16 protein-coding genes are annotated in these 18,161 nt (G+C 72.9%); 10 read left to right on the top strand and 6 right to left on the bottom strand.

Annotation, left to right across the window (positions count from 1 at the left end; genetic code table 11):
• Positions 1-58: 58 nt before the first annotated feature.
• Together coaD and rsmD are read right to left on the bottom strand one after the other, a co-directional pair.
• The gene (gene coaD, locus AB0K25_RS13860; RefSeq protein WP_219468256.1) at positions 59-544 is read right to left on the bottom strand and encodes a pantetheine-phosphate adenylyltransferase; all 486 of its coding nucleotides are present in this window, start codon (positions 542-544) and stop codon (positions 59-61) included.
• Positions 541-1,104, bottom strand: coding sequence for a 16S rRNA (guanine(966)-N(2))-methyltransferase RsmD (rsmD, locus tag AB0K25_RS13865; RefSeq protein WP_219468253.1), 564 nt, complete (start codon positions 1,102-1,104; stop codon positions 541-543). The genes coaD and rsmD overlap by 4 nt, the downstream gene beginning before the upstream one ends.
• 306 nt (positions 1,105-1,410) lie before the next feature.
• Between rsmD and AB0K25_RS13870 the strand changes: the two genes are divergently transcribed.
• The 4 genes from AB0K25_RS13870 (at position 1,411) to AB0K25_RS13885 (ending at position 5,209) form a co-directional block, all read left to right on the top strand.
• The gene (locus AB0K25_RS13870; RefSeq protein ID WP_219468250.1) at positions 1,411-2,676 is read left to right on the top strand and encodes a cell wall anchor protein; all 1,266 of its coding nucleotides are present in this window, start codon (positions 1,411-1,413) and stop codon (positions 2,674-2,676) included.
• Between the two features lie 98 nt (positions 2,677-2,774).
• Positions 2,775-3,650, top strand: coding sequence for an ABC transporter ATP-binding protein (locus AB0K25_RS13875; protein ID WP_255597919.1), 876 nt, complete (start codon positions 2,775-2,777; stop codon positions 3,648-3,650).
• The gene (locus AB0K25_RS13880; RefSeq protein WP_357534589.1) at positions 3,647-4,408 is read left to right on the top strand and encodes an ABC transporter permease; all 762 of its coding nucleotides are present in this window, start codon (positions 3,647-3,649) and stop codon (positions 4,406-4,408) included. Before AB0K25_RS13875 ends, AB0K25_RS13880 begins: the two co-directional genes overlap by 4 nt.
• A 30-nt stretch (positions 4,409-4,438) precedes the next feature.
• A complete protein-coding gene (locus AB0K25_RS13885) occupies positions 4,439-5,209 on the top strand; it encodes a MerR family transcriptional regulator (protein WP_219468248.1) in 771 nt (256 codons plus the stop codon).
• A gap of 128 nt (positions 5,210-5,337) precedes the next feature.
• On the opposite strand, the gene recG is transcribed toward AB0K25_RS13885, so the two are convergent.
• A complete protein-coding gene (gene recG / locus AB0K25_RS13890; RefSeq protein ID WP_363820368.1) occupies positions 5,338-7,542 on the bottom strand; it encodes an ATP-dependent DNA helicase RecG in 2,205 nt (734 codons plus the stop codon).
• Complete coding sequence (locus AB0K25_RS13895; RefSeq protein ID WP_219468241.1) at positions 7,539-9,164, bottom strand: DAK2 domain-containing protein; 1,626 nt, start codon at positions 9,162-9,164, stop codon at positions 7,539-7,541. Before AB0K25_RS13895 ends, recG begins: the two co-directional genes overlap by 4 nt.
• A 252-nt stretch (positions 9,165-9,416) precedes the next feature.
• On the opposite strand from AB0K25_RS13895, the gene rpmB reads away from it, so the two are divergent.
• Both rpmB and AB0K25_RS13905 read left to right on the top strand, forming a co-directional pair.
• Positions 9,417-9,608, top strand: coding sequence for a 50S ribosomal protein L28 (gene rpmB, locus AB0K25_RS13900; RefSeq protein WP_007456456.1), 192 nt, complete (start codon positions 9,417-9,419; stop codon positions 9,606-9,608).
• Positions 9,609-9,718: 110 nt separating this feature from the next.
• Positions 9,719-10,972 (top strand): ATP-grasp domain-containing protein, encoded by a 1,254-nt coding sequence (locus AB0K25_RS13905; protein ID WP_363820371.1) that lies wholly within the window; start codon positions 9,719-9,721, stop codon positions 10,970-10,972.
• A gap of 63 nt (positions 10,973-11,035) precedes the next feature.
• Here the strand turns inward: AB0K25_RS13905 and AB0K25_RS13910 are convergent, their stop codons facing one another.
• Positions 11,036-11,497, bottom strand: a complete 462-nt coding sequence (locus AB0K25_RS13910) for a GNAT family N-acetyltransferase (RefSeq protein WP_219468236.1) — start codon at positions 11,495-11,497, stop codon at positions 11,036-11,038.
• Between the two features lie 22 nt (positions 11,498-11,519).
• Positions 11,520-12,458 (bottom strand): thiamine-phosphate kinase, encoded by a 939-nt coding sequence (locus AB0K25_RS13915; RefSeq protein ID WP_219468234.1) that lies wholly within the window; start codon positions 12,456-12,458, stop codon positions 11,520-11,522.
• Between the two features lie 122 nt (positions 12,459-12,580).
• Between AB0K25_RS13915 and AB0K25_RS13920 the strand changes: the two genes are divergently transcribed.
• From AB0K25_RS13920 to AB0K25_RS13935, 4 genes are all read left to right on the top strand, one after another.
• A complete protein-coding gene (locus AB0K25_RS13920; protein ID WP_088646044.1) occupies positions 12,581-12,814 on the top strand; it encodes an Lrp/AsnC ligand binding domain-containing protein in 234 nt (77 codons plus the stop codon).
• Positions 12,815-13,012: 198 nt separating this feature from the next.
• On the top strand, positions 13,013-13,549 hold the full coding sequence (locus tag AB0K25_RS13925; protein ID WP_208567446.1) for a DUF3515 family protein: 537 nt from the start codon (positions 13,013-13,015) through the stop codon (positions 13,547-13,549).
• A gap of 213 nt (positions 13,550-13,762) precedes the next feature.
• Positions 13,763-14,956: an MFS transporter gene (locus AB0K25_RS13930; RefSeq protein ID WP_219468231.1), complete on the top strand. Its 1,194-nt coding sequence runs from the start codon at positions 13,763-13,765 to the stop codon at positions 14,954-14,956.
• Between the two features lie 1,055 nt (positions 14,957-16,011).
• Positions 16,012-18,147, top strand: coding sequence for a hypothetical protein (locus AB0K25_RS13935; protein WP_219468228.1), 2,136 nt, complete (start codon positions 16,012-16,014; stop codon positions 18,145-18,147).
• The last annotated feature ends 14 nt before the right edge of the window (positions 18,148-18,161 follow it).

Consider the following 18,161-nt stretch of genomic DNA (forward strand, 5'->3'; position numbering starts at 1 on the left):
GACGCGCCGCCCCGCCTCCGATCCGCCGCCCCGGCGTCGGTGGGCCGGCGGCGGGCGGTCAGGGGCGCGGGGTGGTGAGCCGGGCCGCGAGCGCCTGCCGGACGGTGTCGGGGACGTGGGAGGAGATGTCGCCGCCCCACTTGGCCACGTCCTTGACCAGGCTGGAGGAGAGGAACGAGTAGAGCGGGTTGGTCGGCATGAACAGGGTCTCCACGCCGGCCAGGCCGATGTTCATCTGGGCCATCTGCAACTCGTAGTCGAAGTCGCTGACCGCCCGCAGGCCCTTGATCAGCACACTCGCCTCCTGCGCCCGGCAGAAGTCGACGAGCAGCCCACGGAAGGACGCCACCCGCACGTTGCCGTACGAGGAGGTCACCTCGCGGAGCATGTCGATCCGCTCCTCGACGGTGAACAGGCCACTCTTGGACTGGTTCACCAGCACACCGACGATCACCTCGTCGAAGAGCCGGCTGGCCCGTCCGATGATGTCGAGGTGTCCGTTGGTGACCGGGTCGAACGAGCCGGGACACACCGCACGTCTCATGATCGGCGACCGTACCAAAGAGTGGTCTCGCCGTAACGCCGGCTGCGTTCGGCGGTGATGCCCCGCACCCAGTCGACCGGGCCGGTACGGGTGGACCGCTCGACCACCACCAGCGCGTCGGGGGCGAGCCAGTCGTGCTCCACCAGCGCGGTCAGGAGGGCGGCGATCTCGGTGTCCGGCACCGCGTAGGGGGGGTCGGCGAAGACCACGTCGTACGACGCGTCGCCGGGGCCGGCCGCGAGCACGCCGGCCACCTTGCCGGTGACCAGCCGGGCGGCCGGGGCGGCCCGGAGCGCGGCGACGTTCTCCCGGATCACCCGGGCGGCCCGGGGATCGGACTCGACCAGCAGCACGTGCTCGGCCCCCCGGGACAGCGCCTCCAGCCCGACCGCGCCGGAGCCGGCGTACAGGTCGGCGAAGCGCGCGCCGACCAGGTCCACCTCGGCGGCGACGGCGCTGAACAGGGCCTCGCGCACCCGGTCGGAGGTGGGGCGGGTGCCGGCGCCGGGGGGTGCGGCGATCCGCCGACCGCCGAGCGTGCCGGCCACGATCCGGGTCACCGTCTTTCCCTGCGCATGCCTGTGACGCTACGCGACCACCGACGCGGGCCGGCGGCGCGGTGCGCCCCGTCCGGGTGACCGAAACATCACCCCCAGTGAATCAATGATCTCAAATACATAACAACACTCCCGGTGCCCGCCGTGCACTATGTCCGTATCGACGGGCCCACTAGGGTCGGCCCGGTGCCGGTGCCGCTCCGCCGGCCAGGGCGTCGCACGGCGTCGTCACGGCGCTCCCGACACGCGCCGTGACCAGGCAACGCCACCCCCGCCGCGCCCTGACGCACCCTCACCCCGGGAGTACGCGTGATCCGTCCCCAGCTGTCGCTCCGGCGACCGCTCGCCGTGACCGCCGCCGCCCTGGCCGGCCTGGCCACGGTCCTCGCCTGCACCACCCCGGCGGGCGCCAGCTCACCCTCGCCGTCCCCCACGCCCACCACGACGGCGAGCGCGACCGCCACCACCCCGGCGGGCGGGCAGTCCACGTCGTCCTGTGTCGCCGCCGCCGACGCGCGTTACACGCACACCTTCGACGGTCCGGCGGGCCGCGCCTCGATCACCCTGACCAACGGCCCACTCTGCCGGGGCGAGGAGCAGGACCTGGCCCTGGTGTCGTACGTGACGCCGTCGGCGACGTTCGCCGTGCCGCAGTACGTGCTCGACAAGTCGATCAAGAAGTTCACCGGGGTCGCCCCGGGCGAGCTGGGGGTGGCCACCCTCGACTTCGCCGTCGAGGTGCCGAACTGCCACACCCAGGTCGACTTCGTCTTCGGCAGCAAGCTGATCGACCCGCTGACCGACACCAGTGACCGGTACGGCGACCGCAAGGTCGGCAGCCCGTCCGGCATCGGCGCCCGCTCCACCGGCCCGCGTGCCTGGTTCAACGGCGGTTCGGGCACCTGCTCGGCGGCCCCCGAGGTGATCGCCGAGTCCGACTGCGACGGCAACGTCGAACTGACCCTGGTCAACCGCAGCGGCAACGCCGCGGCGACGTTCACCATCACCGGCAGCGGTGGCTTCACCGAGAAGGTGACCGTCCCCCTGCGCAAGATCGAGACCCGCAAGCTCAGCGCCGGGGAGGCGCAGGAGATCACCGTGGCCGCCGCCGGCATGAAGGACTTCACCGGTGGGTGGCAGAAGCCCGAGGACTGCCAGCAGCCCGAGGTCGGCACGCCCGACGCCAGCTATGAGTCCAGCTGCGACAAGATGGTCTTCCGGATCAGCAACCCGGAGGACGGCACCCCGCTGACCTCGGTCTTCACCCCCAACAAGGGCGAGCCGAAGAAGCTCACCGTCGAACCGGGACGGACCGGGACGGTCAGCTTCCCCGCCACCAAGGGGCTCACCGTCACCGTCACCGGTGACCTCGACTCCGGCGGCCCGGTGAAGTGGGAGCAGCCGGAGGACTGCCCGTCCACCGGTGGTGGCGGTGGCGGCGGCGACCAGGACGGCGGCCTCCCGGTGACCGGTGCGGCGGCCGGCGCCATCGCCGCCGGCGCGGCCACCCTGCTGGTGGCCGGCGCGGTGCTCTTCCTCGTCGCCCGACGCCGACGGATCCACTTCACCGTCTGACCGCAGCACGCCCCCGGGGCGCGTCGACCGACCGGTCGACGCGCCCCGCGCGTTTCGGGCTTGACCCTGCCGCAGCGTCAACCCCGGATGCTGACGCCATGTCAGCCGATCAATCGACAATGTCGCCGGCCCGCGGGCCCGCCATCCAGGTCCGGAGCCTGACGAAGTCCTACCGGGAACTGCGCGTGCTGCGCGGGGTGGACCTCGACGTGGCACCGGGCAGCATCCTCGCCCTGCTCGGCGCCAACGGGGCGGGGAAGACCACCCTGGTACGCATCCTGGCCACCCTGCTCAAACCCGACGGCGGGACGGCCCACGTGCACGGTCTCGACGTCACCACCCGGGCGGCGAGGGTACGGGAGTCCGTCAGCCTCACCGGCCAGTTCGCCGCCGTCGACGAGATCCTCACCGGCCGGGAGAACCTGGTGCTGGTCGCCCGGCTGCGCCACCTGCGCGACCCCGGTCGGGTCGCCGACGACCTGCTCGGCCGCTTCGCGCTCACCGAGGCGGGAGGCCGGCGGGTGGGCACGTACTCCGGTGGGATGCGCCGTCGCCTCGACATCGCGATGAGCCTCATCGGCGACCCGCCGGTGATCTTCCTCGACGAACCGACCACCGGGCTCGACCCGCAGGGCCGGCTGGAGGTGTGGCAGGCCGTCCGGGAACTCGCCCGGCAGGGCACGACGGTGCTGCTCACCACGCAGTACCTCGACGAGGCAGAGCAGCTCGCCGACCGGATCGCCGTCCTGCACCACGGGCGCATCATCGCCGACGGCACGCTCGCCGAACTCCGCCGGCTGCTCCCGCCCGCCACCGTCGAGTACGTCGAGAAGCAGCCCACCCTGGAGGACGTGTTCCTCGCCATCGTCGGCGACGGCGGCGACGACGGCACCAGCACCCGCACCCGCACCCGCACCGACGACACCGTGGACGCCGTCGCCCCGACGGCACGAGCAGTTGAGGAACCCCGATGACCAGACACTTCCTCGGTGACACCGCCGCCCTGCTGGGGCGGTCACTGCGACACATCAGCCGCAGCCCGGACACCATCATCACCACCGCGATCATGCCGATCGCGTTCCTGCTGCTCTTCGTCTACGTGTTCGGCGGCGCGATCGAAACCGGGTCCGACCGGTACGTCAACTACCTGCTGCCCGGCATCCTGCTCATCACCGTCGTCTCCGGCATCTCCTACACCGCCTACCGGCTCTTCCTGGACCTCAAGGGCGGCATCTTCGAACGGTTCCAGTCCATGCCGATCGCCCGCTCGGCCGTGCTCTGGGCGCACGTGCTGACCTCGCTGGTGGCCAACCTGATCTCACTCGTGGTGGTGGTGCTGGTGGCGCTGGCCATGGGCTTCCGTTCGGGGGCCGGCGTGCTGGGCTGGCTGGCGGTCGCCGGCATCATGCTGCTGTTCACCCTGGCGCTGACCTGGCTCGCGGTCATCCCGGGCCTCACCGCCACCTCCGTCGACGGTGCGAGCGCGTTCTCCTACCCGCTCATCCTGCTGCCGTTCGTCAGCTCGGCCTTCGTGCCCACCGACACCATGCCCGGCCCGGTGCGCGCGTTCGCCGAACACCAGCCGGTGACGTCCATCGTGAACACGATCCGCGCCCTGTTCGCCGGCCAGCCGGTGGGCGGCGACATCTGGACCGCGCTCGCCTGGTGCGCCGGCCTCCTCGTCCTCGCGTACGCCGGCGCGATGGTCGTCCACCACCGCAAGGTCGGTTGACGGTGCTCCCGGGTCGGGCAGGCTGAGGCCATGTTGACGATCGGACGGTTGGCGTCCTACGCCGGGGTGACCATCCGCGCCGTACGGCACTACCACCAGATCGGGTTGCTGCCGGAGCCGGAACGCGACGCCTCCGGCTACCGGACGTACGACGCGGCTGCGGTGGTCCGGCTGGTGAGGATCCGGACCCTCGCCGAGGCCGGCGTCCCGCTGGCCCGGGTCCGCGAACTGCTCGACGCCGACGCGGAGACGTTCACCGCCGCCACCGCCGAGATCGACCGCCAGCTGCGGGCCCAGATCCGGGCGCTGCAGGAGCACCGACGGCGGATCGCCCGGCTCAGCGGCGGTGACACCCTCGCCGTCCCCGCGGAGGTGGTCGACTACCTGGACCGGCTCCGCGCCGCCGGGGTGCCACCGGTCGCCGTCGAGGCCGAACGCGACGGGTGGATCCTGATGGCGGCGCGGTGGCCGGACGCCATCAAGGGGCTGATGGCCGACAAGGTGGCCCAGCTGGACAACCCCCAGGTCATCCAGCTCTACCGGCTGATCGGCCGGGTCGCCGAGAACTGGCAGGACGAGGAGTTGCTGCGCGAGACGGCCGACCTGATGGCCGACCTGTTCGCGCAGGCGGAGGCCGCCGGGGAGCTGGAGATGCAGGAGGAGGTCACCCCGGACCCCGCGTTCGTCCGGTTGATGGACTCGTTCGCCGACGCCGCCCATCCCGTCGTCAGGCGACTGCGCAGACTCGTCGCCGACCGGGGCTGGACCGGCTGGACCGTCGTCGAGAAACGCCGCCCCTGAGCCGCCGGGCGGTAGCCCTCCGTCCGGGGGACGCCGCCGGGCGGTAGCCCCCGTCCCGGGGACGCCGGCCGACGGGTCGACCGGCACCCCGACGGCCGACCGCCGTCCCCCACGCCCGGGGGCGGCGGTCAGCCCTTCTCCAGGTATTCCGCGCGTTCCTCGTCGACCAGGGCGGCGACCGAGGCGGCCAGCGCCGGGTGCCGCGCCAACTGCGGGTCCTGCTCGACCAGGGTGAGCGCCTCGGCGCGGGCGTCCCGGATCAGGTCGGCGTCGCGCAGCAGGGACAGCAGCCGCAGGTGCGAGCGACGACCGGACTGGGTCGCCCCCAGCACGTCACCCTCCCGGCGCTGCTCCAGATCCAGCTCGGCCAGCTTGAACCCGTCGGTGGTGGAGGCGACCGCGTCCAACCGTTCCCGCGCCGACGAACCCTCGGCCGCCTCGCTGACCAGCAGGCAGAGCCCGGGGGCCGCGCCCCGGCCGACCCGCCCCCGCAGCTGGTGCAGCTGGGAGACACCGAACCGGTCTGCGTCCAGCACGATCATCACGGTGGCGTTGGGCACGTTCACGCCGACCTCCACCACCGTGGTCGCGACCAGCACGTCCAGGTCGCCGTCGGCGAAGGACCGCATCACCGCGTCCTTCTCGTCGGCGGGCAGCCGCCCGTGCAGGACGCCGATCCGCAGCCCGTGCAGCGGCCCCTCGGCGAGCAGCGGCGCCACCTCGGTCACCGCCAGCGGTGGACGTCGTCCGTTGTCGTCCTCGCGGGGTGGCTCCTCCTCGGCCGCCGGACCCTCGCCGATGCGCGGGCACACCACGTACGCCTGGTGGCCGGCGGTGACCTCCTCGCGCACCCGCCGCCAGGCCCGGTCCAGGAAGGCTGGTTTCTCCGCCACCGGCACCACGTGCGAGGCGATCGGGGAGCGTCCCTGCGGCAACTGGGACAGGGTGGAGGTCTCCAGGTCGCCGTAGACGGTCATCGCCACCGTGCGGGGGATCGGGGTGGCGGTCATCACCAGCACGTGCGGTGGCTGGTCGGCCTTGGCGCGCAGGGCGTCGCGCTGCTCCACGCCGAAACGGTGCTGCTCGTCGACCACCACCAGGCCCAGGTCGGCGAAGTCGACCCCCTCGTAGAGCAGGGCGTGGGTGCCGAGCACGATGCCGGCCCGCCCCTGCGCCACCTCGGCCAGGGCCCGCCGTCGGGCTGCCGCGCCCAGCGAGCCGGTGACCAGCTCCACTCGGGTCGCGTCGTCGGCCGCCCCCAGCTCACCGGCCTGTGCCAGCGGGCCGAGCAGGTCGAGCATGCCCCGGTGGTGCTGGGCGGCGAGCACCTCGGTCGGGGCGAGCAGTGCCGCCTGACCTCCCGCGTCGACCACCTGGAGCATCGCCCGCAACGCCACCACCGTCTTGCCGGAACCGACCTCGCCCTGCAACAGCCGGTGCATCGGGTGCGGGGTGGCCAGGTCGGCGGCGATCTCGACGCCGACGTCACGCTGGCCGGGGGTCAGCTCGTAGGGCAGCCGGGCGTCGAACGCGTCGAGCAGGCCATCCGCCTTCGCGGGGCGCGGGGTGGCCGGCGAGGACGCCGACCGCAGCTTGCGCTGCACCAGGGTCAGCTGCACGGCGAACGCCTCGTCCCACTTGAGCCGGCGGCGGGCCCGGTACAGCTCCTCCTTGCTGGACGGCCGGTGGATCTCGCGCAGCGCGGTGTCGATGCCGACCAGCTTCCGGCCGACCCGCATCGGCGTGGGCAGCGGGTCGTCCGGCGGGGTGACGGTGTCCAGCACCACCCGGACGCAGCGGGCGATCACCCAGGTCGGCACGGCTGCGGCGGCCGGGTAGACCGGAATCAGCGCCCCGGCGAACTCCTCGACCTCCTCGGAGGCCGCCACCTCACCCTCGCCCCCCTCACCGAGCAGGACGTACTCCGGGCCGTTGAGCTGCCGCTTGCCCCGGAACTCGGTGACCTTGCCGGCGAACAGCCCCCACCGGCCGGGGCGCAGTTCCCGCTCCCGCCACGCCTGGTTGCCGAAGAAGGTGAGCGTCAGCGTCCCGCCGGAGTTGTCGCCGACGGTCACCTCCAGCAGGTTGCCCCGCCGCTGCCGCATCGGGCGGACCGCCGTGCGCTGCACCTGGGCCAGGACGGTGACCTGCTCACCGACGTCCAACGAACGGATGTCGGTGTGCTCGCCGCGCTCGTCGTACCGGCGCGGGAAGTGGTAGATCAGGTCACCGGCGGTGTGCAGGTCGAGGTGACCGGCGAGCGCCTTGGCGGTCTTCTCCCCCACCAGCTTGGTGAGCGCGGTGTCCACCGTGGCCGGCTCGGACGTCGTCATTCGACCCCCACCAGGAGCGGATAGTGCGGTTGCCCACCCGAATACGCCTGCACCTCGACGAAGGGCCAGCGCCGGGTCACGTGCGCCCGGACCGCCTCGGCGAGGCCGGCGGGGGCGTCCGCGCCGGTGAGCAGGGTGACCAGTTCACCGCCGCCGCCGAGCATCCGGTCGACCACGGCGGCGCAGGTGTCGACCAGGTCGCTGCCGATCAGGTGGACCTCCCCCTCGACCAGGGCCAGCACGTCACCGGGGCGGCACGGGCCGGCCACGGTGAGCGCCTCCCGGCTGGCGTGGCACACCTCGGCGTACCGGCAGGCACCGGCGGCCTCGGCCATCGCGATGACGTCGTCGGCGAACCGGCGCTGCGGGTCGCGGACGGCGAGCGCGGCGAGCGCCTGCACCGGCGAGCGGGTCGGCACCACGCTCACCTCCACCCCGAGCCGGTGCGCCTCCCGGGCGGCGGCGTTCGCCACCGCCTGGGTGTTCGGGTCGTTGGGGAGCACCACCACCCGGGCGGCGGCGGTGGCCCGGATCGCGTCCAGCAGCTCGCCGGTGGACGGGTTGCCCGGCACCACCGTCGCGCCCTCCCCGCCGAACAGCTCGGCGATGCCGACGCCGGGCGCGACCACCACGGCCGCCCGGCCGTCGGCGGCGGGGCCGGGTCGCCGGGCCGGCGCGGCCTGGTCGGCGAACCGGGTCACCGATATCCGGTACGGCCGGCCGGCGGCCACCCCGGCCTCGACGGCCGCCCCGACGTCGTTGACGTGGACGTGGACGTTCCAGGTGCCGGACTCCGCCGGCGTACCGGCGTCACCTACCACCACCAGCGAGTCGCCCAGCGTGGCCAGCTCGGCGCGCATCCGGGTCACCGCCTCGTGCGGCGCGTCGAGCAGGAACTGCACCTCGTAGGCGTAGTCGGAGGAGCCGGTCTCCCGGACGGCGGTCAGCGGCCCACGGGCCGGACGGGTCACCGGCGCAGGCCCGGCCGCAGGCTCCCCCGTGACCACCTCGACCAGGGCGTCGAGCAGCAGGCAGAGTCCCCGGCCACCGGCGTCGACCACCCCGGCACGGGCCAGCGCGGGCAACTGGTCGGGGGTACGGGCCAGCGCGCGGGCCGCCTCCCCGGCGGCGGCCCGGACAACCGTGCGCAGGTCGTCGCTGTCGGCCTGCTCGGCGGCGGTCGCGGCGGCGGCGACCACGCTGAGCACCGTGCCCTCGACCGGCTGGGCCACCGCGGCGTAGGCGGCGGTGGTGGCGTCGCGCAGCGCACCGGCCAACGCCCGGCCGGCGACGGTGGGCACACCGCCGAGTGCCTCGGCGAGCCCGCGCAGGAGCTGCGAGAGGATCACCCCGGAGTTGCCCCGGGCACCGAGCAACGCACCCCTGGCCATCAGCCGCAGCGCGTGCCCGTGCGCGGTGTCGCCGTCCTCCGGCAGGGTGCCGAGGCCCACCGACAGCGCCTGCTGGGCCGAGGTGAGGGTGAGCACGAGGTTGGTGCCGGTGTCCCCGTCGGGCACGGGATAGACGTTGAGGTCGTCGATCTCACCCTGGTGCCGGCGCAGCGCGGCGAGACCGCTCGCGCACCAGCGGCGTACCGCGGCGGCGTCGAGGGTGTCCAGCACGGCCAGAAGCCTACTGGCGGCGGCCGACACCCGCCGGGGTCGGCCGCCGTGTCCCTGGGCCGGCCGGCGGCGACGCCTTCCGACGGTGGCCGGCCCGGTCCGCGCGCCGTGCGGGACGGTGGCGGGCTGGCCGCCACAGGGGGCCGGGACGGGCCGGTTGGGCGGGGCGGGGGTGCATCGGGTAACCTGGCCAGGTTGTCCGGGCAGCGCCTGCCGGCGACCTCATGAACGTATCAATCTCAGGAGTATCCCGTGGCTAGCGTGTGCGACGTCTGTGGCAAGGGGCCGGGCTTCGGCCACAACGTGTCCCACTCGCACCGGCGGACCAACCGCCGCTGGAACCCGAACATCCAGTCGGTGCGTACCCCGGCCGGTGGCGGCAACACCAAGAAGCTCCAGGTCTGCACCTCGTGCATCAAGGCCGGCAAGGTCACCCGCGCCTGACCAGGTAACACCACCACCGCTCCAGCTCCGACAGTACCGGCGGGCCGTCCTGGCCCGCCGGTACTGTCGTGTCCCCGCACCCGGTGGCCGACCCGTACGGAGGACGACCGTTGGACCTTGACCTGGGCCCTGACGAGATGATCGTGGTGGGCGCCTCGATCGGCATGATGCACTGGTTCGCCGAGGAGCTGCCGCCGGGCAGCGTGGTACTCGTCGAGGAGCCGGAGATCATCGCCCGGCGGGACGTCACCACGACGGTGACCCGCCTGCCGGTGGTCTCGCGCGTGGTGTCCGCCCGCTACCAGACCGGGTTGGACGTCGAGGAGTTGCTCGCCCGCGAGCCGGGGCTGACCACCGCCCGGCTGGTGATGCCCGGCCTGGAGTACGCGGTCGGTGCCGCCGCCCGGCTCGCCGACCGGCTGGGCCTGCCCGGGGCCGGCCCACAGGCCGCCGACGTCTTCTCCGACAAGCACCGGATGCGCCTGCTCGCCGACCGGGCCGGGCTGGCCAATCCGGCGTACGAGCTGGTCGACTCCCCGCAGCGGGCGGCGACGTTCGCGGCCCGGTTCGGTGGCCGCTGCGTGTTGAAGCCGACCCGCCGCTCCGGCAGCCTCGGCGTGCAACTGATCGCCCCCGGTGACGACGTGTCGGCGGCCTGGTCGGCGACCGCCGCCCCGGAGGAACCGGTGGAGGCGGCCAGCGACCTGCCCACCGAGGTGCTGGTCGAGCAGACCCTGGTCGGCCCGGAATACAGCGTCGAGCTGTTGGTCGCCGACGGCGAGGTGTGCTTCGGCAACGTCACCGACAAGCGGGTGCTGCCGGGTCGTCGCCCGGTGGAGACCGGGCACACGGTCCCCTCGGCGCTGCCGGCGGCCGGCCGGGCGGAACTGGTCGAGGCAGCCACCCGGCTGGCGACGGCGGCCGGTTTCCGCACCGGAGTGCTGCACAGCGAGTGGATCGTCGCCGACGGGGTGCCGACGCTTGTGGAGTGCGCCGCCCGGCTGCCCGGCGACATGATCTCCGCGTTGGTCTCGGTGGCGTACGAGTGCGGTTTCATCGACGCCTACCTGCGGACGCTGCGCGGCGAGCGGCCCCGGCTCCCGGCCCGGCCGTCCGGGGCGGCGGCGGTGGAGTTCCTGCTGCCACCGCCGGGGACGCTCACCGCGATCGACGGGCTGCGCGACGCCCGGCGGGTGCCCGGTGTGCTGGCCGTGCAGCTCGACGTGGCGGTCGGCGACCGGGTCGGTGACGTCACCTCGTCGGTGCGGCGCGGCGGGCACGTGCTGGCCTGGGGCGCCGACCCGGCGGAGGCGACCGCCACGGCCCGCGCCGGTGCCGACCGGTTCCGCTTCACCGTCGCCTGACACCGCCGCACCGGCCGGGTGGGTCGGGGATTCACCCGGTGGCACGGCCCTGCGGCGGGCGGGTCAGAGTGGCCGGCCGAACGACAGGCAGCCGGGAGCGTCGGCGTAGTAGCCGAAGTTGGCGATCCGCTCGTACCCCGCCGAGGTGTAGAGGGCGACCGCCTCGGGCTGCCGGTCGCCGCACTCCAGGATGATCCGCCGGCGACCGTGCCGGCGGGCCGACTCCTCGACGGCGGCGAGCAGGGCGCGGGCCGCACCGCGCCCCCGCACGGCCGGCACGGTGTACATCCGCTTCAGCTCCGCGGCGTCGTCGCCGTGGCTGCGCCACCCCGCGCAGCCGACCGGGGCACCGTCGAGGTGGGCGACGAGGAACTCACCGTGCGGTGGGACGAACTCGGTCGGGTCGATGGGGGTGTCGTCGCCGCTGCCGCCGTACCGGACGCCCAGGTCGGCCATGGTCGCCCGGATCAGCGTCTGCGCCACCGGCGAGTCGAAGCCGAGCGGCCGGATCTCGATCTCACTCACGGGTGAAGGGTACGACTGCCCCTTACCGGAAGTGCTCCCAGCCGGCCGGTCCGTCGTACGCGTCACCGTCGACGGTCACCCCGACGCCCTCGACCACCTGGCCCACCGTCCGCCACGACGACGGCAGGGTCACCGCCGGGGGGAAGGTGGCGACCAGGGCGTGATCGTCGCCACCGGCCAGGATCCAGGTGTACGGGTCGACGCCGAGCGCCTGGGCGGCGTCACGCATCTGCGGGGGCACCTCGAAGGCGTCCCGGCGCAGGTCGACCCCGACGCCGCTGGCCTTCGCCAGGTGACCCAGATCGGCCAGCAACCCGTCCGACACGTCGATCATGGCGGTGGCGCCGAGCCGGGCGGCCTCCGGTCCGGCCGGGTACGGCACCTCCGGCCGCCGGTACGCCTCGACCAGCAGGCGCGGGGTCCGGAACCCCCGGGAGAGCACGGTCAGCCCGGCGGCGGCCCACCCGGTCCGGCCGGCCAGCGCCACCACGTCACCCGGCCGGGCACCGGAGCGGACCACCGGTGCCCGGCCGGCCAGGTCGCCGAGGGCGGTCACCGCGATGGTCAGGGTGGGGCTGGCGGACATGTCGCCGCCGACCACGCCCGCGCCGACCAGCGCAGCCTCGGCGGCCAGCCCGTCGGCCAGCTCCTCCGCCCAGGCGGTGTCCAGGTCGGCGGGGATGCACAGGGCCACCAGCAGGGCGGTGGGGGTCGCGCCCATCGCGGCGACGTCGGCGAGGTTGGCCGCCGCCGCCCGGTGCCCGACGTCGCGGGCGCTCGACCAGTCCCGCCGGAAGTGCCGCCCCTCGACCAGCACGTCGGTGGAGGCGACCACCCGCCGGTCGGGGGCGGCCACCACGGCGGCGTCGTCACCCGGCCCGAGCAGGCATGACGCTCCGTACGTCAGCCGGGCGGTCACCCGGTCGATGAGACCGAACTCGCCCACGTCCGCGACACCCATGTCTTCCTTCCGACACGCTCGCTAGCTGCTTGACCTCGACCACCGATAGGGATCGCGCCTGCTCCGTAGGGTATTTTCACCCTTCGGGCCGCCCCTGGGCGGCGACGGACGGAGGTCGAGTCGTGGTACAGGCGTACATCCTCATCCAGACCGAGGTGGGCCGGGCGCGGGACGTGGCCGGTCTGATCGCGGACCTTGCCGGCGTGGTACGCGTCGACGCCGTCACCGGGCCGTACGACGTGGTGGTCCTCACCGAGGCGAACACCGTCGACGAGCTCGGCAAACTGATCGTCAGCAACGTGCAGATGGTGCCCGGCATCACCCGCACCCTCACGTGTTCGGTGGTGCGCCTGTAAGTGGACGAGAAGACTCCCTCCCCCGAGACCCCGACCGACGCCGCGCCCGGCACCGACCGGCCCGCCACCGGCGCACCCATCACCGACCGGCCCAGCACCGACCAGGGCAGCACCGGCCGGCCCAGCACCGGCCAACCCACCAGCGACCGGGACAGCGCCGACCGGCCCGCTGCGGACCGGTCGACCCGGCGGGCCGCGTTGTGGGCCACCCTGGTCGCCGTGCCGGTGACGGTGGCCGTGGCGGGGTTCACCTTCGCCAAGCTGTCCCCGGACCCGCCGGTCGCCGCGCCGAGCGCTTCGCCGACCACCCTGCGCCCCCAGTCCAGCGCCCCGGTCGAGATGGCCGCCCCGGCGTTGGCCGAGCGCCCGGGGGTGGTGTGCCGGGCGCTGGTGTCGCAGCTGCCGGCCACCGTCCGGGAACTCGCCCAGCGCCCGGTGACCGCCGGTGCCGAGCAGAACGCCGCCTACGGTGACCCGGCGTTGACCGTCGCCTGCGGTGGCCCCGAGCCGACCGTGGACGCCACCGCCGACGTGTGGACCGTCAACGGGGTCTGCTGGTATGCCGACGAACGGTCGGATGCCACGGTGCTCACCACGCTCGACCGGGAGACGGCGGTCACGGTGACGGTGCCCCGGGCGTACGAGGGGCCGTTGCAGTGGCTCACCCCGGTCTCCGACGCGGTGGTCGCCTCCGTGCCGTCCGGCGGCGACGGCCCGTCCGGGTGCCGACGCTGAGGTCCGGTCCCGGCCTGCGTGCCCGCCCGACCGGTACGTGTCCTTGCCCGCACCGGGCCGTGTGCCCGTGCCCGCATCGGTCGACCGGACCGGGGTGAGGGCGACGCGACGGTCCGGAAAATCGTTTGACGGCACCGATAATCTGATCCTCCGTACCTGCGGCTGACCGTGGGTGGCGAGGGGGCCCTGCCCCCTCACCGCCCAGGAGCCGCCATGCGTCGGACGCCCGCCCTCTCCTTCCTGCTCGTCACCGTCTTCCTGGACATGCTCGGGCTCGGCCTGATCGTGCCGACGGTGCCGGCCCTGTTGACCGCCGTCACCGCCGACGCCGCCGCCGCGGTCCGCTGGTCCGGCCTGCTCGGCTCGCTCTACGGCCTGTTGCAGTTCGTCGTCTCGCCGCTGCTCGGCCAACTCTCCGACCGGTACGGCCGGCGGCCGGTCCTGCTCGTCTCGCTGGGTTGCCTCGGCGTCGACTGGCTGGCCCACGCCAGCTCCCCCGGCCCGTGGACGCTGCTGGTGTTCCACAGCCTCGCCGGCGCCTGCGCGGGCACCTACACCGTGGTCAACGCATACCTGGCGGACGTCACGGCGCCCGAGGACCGGGCCGGTGCGTTCGGGGCGGTGGGTGCCGCGTTCGGGCTGGGTTTCGTGGCCGGGCCGGTCGTCGGCGGCCTGCTCGGCACCGTCGACGTACGCCTGCCGTTCCTCGCCGCCGCCGCGCTGTCCTTCGCCAACGTCGGGTACGGCTGGCTCGTGCTGCCCGAGTCGCGGCCCGGCGACCGCAGCACCCCGTTGACCCTGCGGACGGCGAACCCGGTCAGCGCCATCGTCGTCGTGCTGCGTCGACCGGTGCTCGGGCGGCTCGCGTACGCCCGGTTCTGCGCCGACGTCGCCCGGATGACCCACCAGTCGACCTGGACGTTCTTCCTCACCCACCAGTTCGCCTGGGGCACCGCGCGGGTCGGCGTGGTGCTGGCGGCGGGGGCCCTGGCCGGCGCGCTCTTCCAGGCCAGGGCCGTCGGGCCGATCGTGCGCCGGCTCGGGGACAAGCGGGCCGCGGTGTTCGGCGGCGTGCTCGGCGTCGCCACCCTGGCGGGTACGGCGTTCGTCTCGACGCCCTGGCTGCTCCACGTGCTCCAGGCGGTGGGTGTGCTCGCCACGGTCGGCGGCGTCGCCGCGCAGGCGTGGCTCTCCCGGATCGTGCGGGCCGACGAGCAGGGCACCGTGCAGGGGGCGTTGACCGGGATCGGGGCCGCCGCCGAGTCGGTGGTGCCGGTCCTGGCCGGCGCGGTCTTCGCCTGGTCGCTGTCCCACGCGTCGCCGGGCCTGGTCCTCGCCGGGGCGGCCGGCTGGGCGGCCGGCTCGACGCTCCTGCTGGCCACGACACCCGACCTGCACCGGCCCTGACCTGTCGACGCCGGTGTCACCCACAGGCGTCGGGCCGTCCGGAGCTGCCGGTCGGCCCACGTCGGCGGTGGCACCGGCGGGCAGCCGGGCGGCCGGGCCCGGGAGAAACTGCGCGGCCGATGGTGTCGGGCCCTGTCCACCGAGTCGCCGAGTGGGACCGCGCCGGGGATGCGCCGATCCGGCGTCTGCCGTTTCGTCCCGGCATCACCTTCGGCTCAGGACGCGCACATCTACTCCTGCATTTGCGTCCCGTGGAAGTTCCACGAAACCGATCGGATAGTAAAACGATTTGGCCCGGACGGTGCTGATAGGGGAGACAGTGGACGACTTCCAAAGGATGGGAATGGGCAACTCCTGACGCTGGGAACCGCTTCTGCCGAAACTGGCTGATTCGGCGGTCAGCGCCGTGGTATTCGCCATTTCCGGTCGAGTTCACACACCCGCAGGGTCGAGGAAACTCAACATTCTCCACTATGTGCCGCCGATCAAGCGATTGCCCGACAAAAGGCACGCCCGACCCCACCCGCACCACCGAAACAGGGATTTGAGCTGGGAAAACGTCGATCACTCCAGGTCCCGGCCCGCCGCGTACCGGCCGCACGGTGCACCGTCAACCGAAGGGATGGTCGGGTAATCGGCTGATCGGCGGGCCAGCATGGACTGATCGGCCATTCTTGCCGCACCTCAATTGCCGCAACCCGAGCGAATGGCTGAGGTAAGCCCGGTTCCACGCCCGACCACGGCCCACATTCTGGCCACCGCCGGCTACAGCGGTGTGAAGTGAACGTGAATGAGGTGTTTCGGCTCCTCTGGAAAAGAGCACGTCAGCATGGCTGGCACCGACCGGCAACACCGTCAAGATCAGCAAAAAACGCGTTACCGGAAGTCACGCCCGGGTGCCCGGCACTAACACCCGACCCCGCTTGCGTCAATGGTCCACATGCGACAGGATCATGCACGGAATCCGCACCAACAATTGCTAGCCTTCGATGGCAACCCCGTCATCCATACAGGATCGGCGGCATTGTTCACATCTCCTCATCGGAGGTCACCACATGGTCCACACCGGACCTACCCGTCGTCGCGCGAACCGATTCGCCCTCGCCGGGCTGACCGCACTCACGGTCCTGCTCGGCACCCAGACCCCGGGCCTCGCCCAGCCGCCGACCGCGCCGCGCACGCTGGCCCAGCCGCCGAGCGCACCCGGCCTCGGCCAGGTCGCGAGCAAGAAGGAGTCCCGCCCCGGCCCGCTGCCCACCCGGGCCGGCACCGTCAAGGTCGCCCCGTCGTCGTCGGGTGCCCGCAGCGGCGGCGTCGGCACCCAGGCGATCAACGACAAGGTCGCGCTCCGGACGCTGATCCTGGCCACCGACCCGGCGGACTTCGGCGTGGCCACGCTCACCACCACCCTCAACCGCGTCGGCGCGAGCTACGACATCCTCTACACGACCACCCAGACGCTCTCGGCGAGCACGCTCGTCGACGGCAACGGGGTGGGCAAGTACAACGCGGTCATCCTCACCAACAGCATGCAGCTCTACGAGTCGGGCGGTAACTACCTCAGCGGCCTGACCAGCACGGAGTGGAACACCCTCTGGTCCTACGAGCGCAACTTCGAGGTGCGGCAGGTCGCCCTCTACACCAGCTACGGCACCTGGCCGGAGGACTACTGCCTCAACTCCGTCAGTGAGGGCGCGGTCGGCGAGACCCCGCTGCCCGTCTCGCTGACCAGCAGCGGCGCGGCGGTCTTCGACTACCTCAAGAGCACCGCCCAGATCCCGATCACCCAGTCGTACGTCTACCGCACCTCGATCCGGGCCGGCTGCAACGCCGAGGCCCTGATGACCAACGGCTCCGACGTGCTGGCCGTGCGCACCACCTCGACCGACGGCCGGGAGCGGATCGCGCTGACCTTCACCGCCAACCAGTACCTGTTCCACGCGGACCTGCTGGTCTACGGCCTGTTCCGGTGGGCGACCAAGGGCCTGTTCCTCGGTGAGCAGAAGCACCACCTCAACGTCGACATCGACGACTGGTTCGCCGCCTCGGCCCACTACATGGACGACGGCACCGTCGACTACGGCCCCGCGATCCGGGTCACCGGGCACGACGCGGTCAACCTCGACGCGAAGCAGACCGCGCTGCGCACCGCGCACCCGCTGGCCTCGGGCTTCACCTTCAACATCCCCTACAACGGCGCGCAGATCGACCCGTTCGCCGGCAACACGTGCAGCCCCAACGGGGATGCCAACACCCTCACCGCCACCACGAAGTGCCTGAAGAACAACTTCCGGTGGATCAACCACACGTTGAGCCACCCGGCGCTGAACACCACGGACTACGCCACCAACCACGAAGAGATCAGCGAGAACCAGACCGCGGGCACCGCCATCGGGCTGAACCCCCCGGCCACCGTGCTCAAGACCCCCGAGTACTCCGGTCTCGGGGTCTACAACAACTCCAGCGGCGTGCTCACCGACCACGGCCTCACCGCGTCCAACCCGGACCTGATCGAGGCGGCGGCGGATCTCGGCGTCACCACGGTGGCCGGCAACATGTCGTTCGCCAGCCACGTGCCGGCGAACTTCAACGGCTCCACCGCGCACCCGCTGGACCCGAGCATCGTGGTGGTGCCGTGCTGGCCGACGAACATCGCCTACCACACCACCAACCAGGCGGAGGAGGCGCACTTCTACAACTCCTTCTACGGCCCGACCGGCGTCTTCCCGTACTGGCCCACCGACCGCACCTACGCCCAGGTCCTGGACTACGAGTCCACGGTGGGCCTGCAGCACGTGTCGTCCGGCTCGATCTACTCGCACACGTTCCACATCGCCAACGTGCGTGACTACGGCTCGGGCAACACGCTGCTCACCGACTGGGTCGGCGCCGTGCTGACCAAGTACGACTCGTTCTACTCGGTGCCGCTGCTCAACTCGGCGTGGACCGACATCGCCGCCTACACCAGGACCCGGACGGCCCACTTCGCGGCGCTGAGCGCCGGGGCGTCCGCGATCTACGACCGGACCACCGGGGAGATCACGGTGACCTCGCCGGCCGCCGGCTCGCTGCAACTCGGTGGCGTGACCGCGGCCACCGCCGGTGCCGGCTCGTACGGCACCGACGTCACCGTCCCGGTGACGCTGGCGGCCAACACCGCCGTGACGTTCAACGCCGCTCCCCGCGCGTAGCGCGGGACGGCTCA

Source organism: Micromonospora sp. NPDC049257 (assembly GCF_040678915.1).
GTDB lineage: Bacteria > Actinomycetota > Actinomycetes > Mycobacteriales > Micromonosporaceae > Micromonospora > Micromonospora antibiotica.

What these genes read in the sequence shown, in the direction of transcription:
- coaD (WP_219468256.1), bottom strand. Translation starts at nt 544, where the DNA reads ATGAGACGTGCGGTGTGTCCCGGCTCGTTCGACCCGGTCACCAACGGA.
- AB0K25_RS13875 (WP_255597919.1), top strand. Translation starts at nt 2,775, where the DNA reads ATGTCAGCCGATCAATCGACAATGTCGCCGGCCCGCGGGCCCGCCATC.
- AB0K25_RS13880 (WP_357534589.1), top strand. Translation starts at nt 3,647, where the DNA reads ATGACCAGACACTTCCTCGGTGACACCGCCGCCCTGCTGGGGCGGTCA.
- AB0K25_RS13885 (WP_219468248.1), top strand. Translation starts at nt 4,439, where the DNA reads ATGTTGACGATCGGACGGTTGGCGTCCTACGCCGGGGTGACCATCCGC.
- recG (WP_363820368.1), bottom strand. Translation starts at nt 7,542, where the DNA reads ATGACGACGTCCGAGCCGGCCACGGTGGACACCGCGCTCACCAAGCTG.
- AB0K25_RS13915 (WP_219468234.1), bottom strand. Translation starts at nt 12,458, where the DNA reads ATGGGTGTCGCGGACGTGGGCGAGTTCGGTCTCATCGACCGGGTGACC.
- AB0K25_RS13930 (WP_219468231.1), top strand. Translation starts at nt 13,763, where the DNA reads ATGCGTCGGACGCCCGCCCTCTCCTTCCTGCTCGTCACCGTCTTCCTG.
- AB0K25_RS13935 (WP_219468228.1), top strand. Translation starts at nt 16,012, where the DNA reads ATGGTCCACACCGGACCTACCCGTCGTCGCGCGAACCGATTCGCCCTC.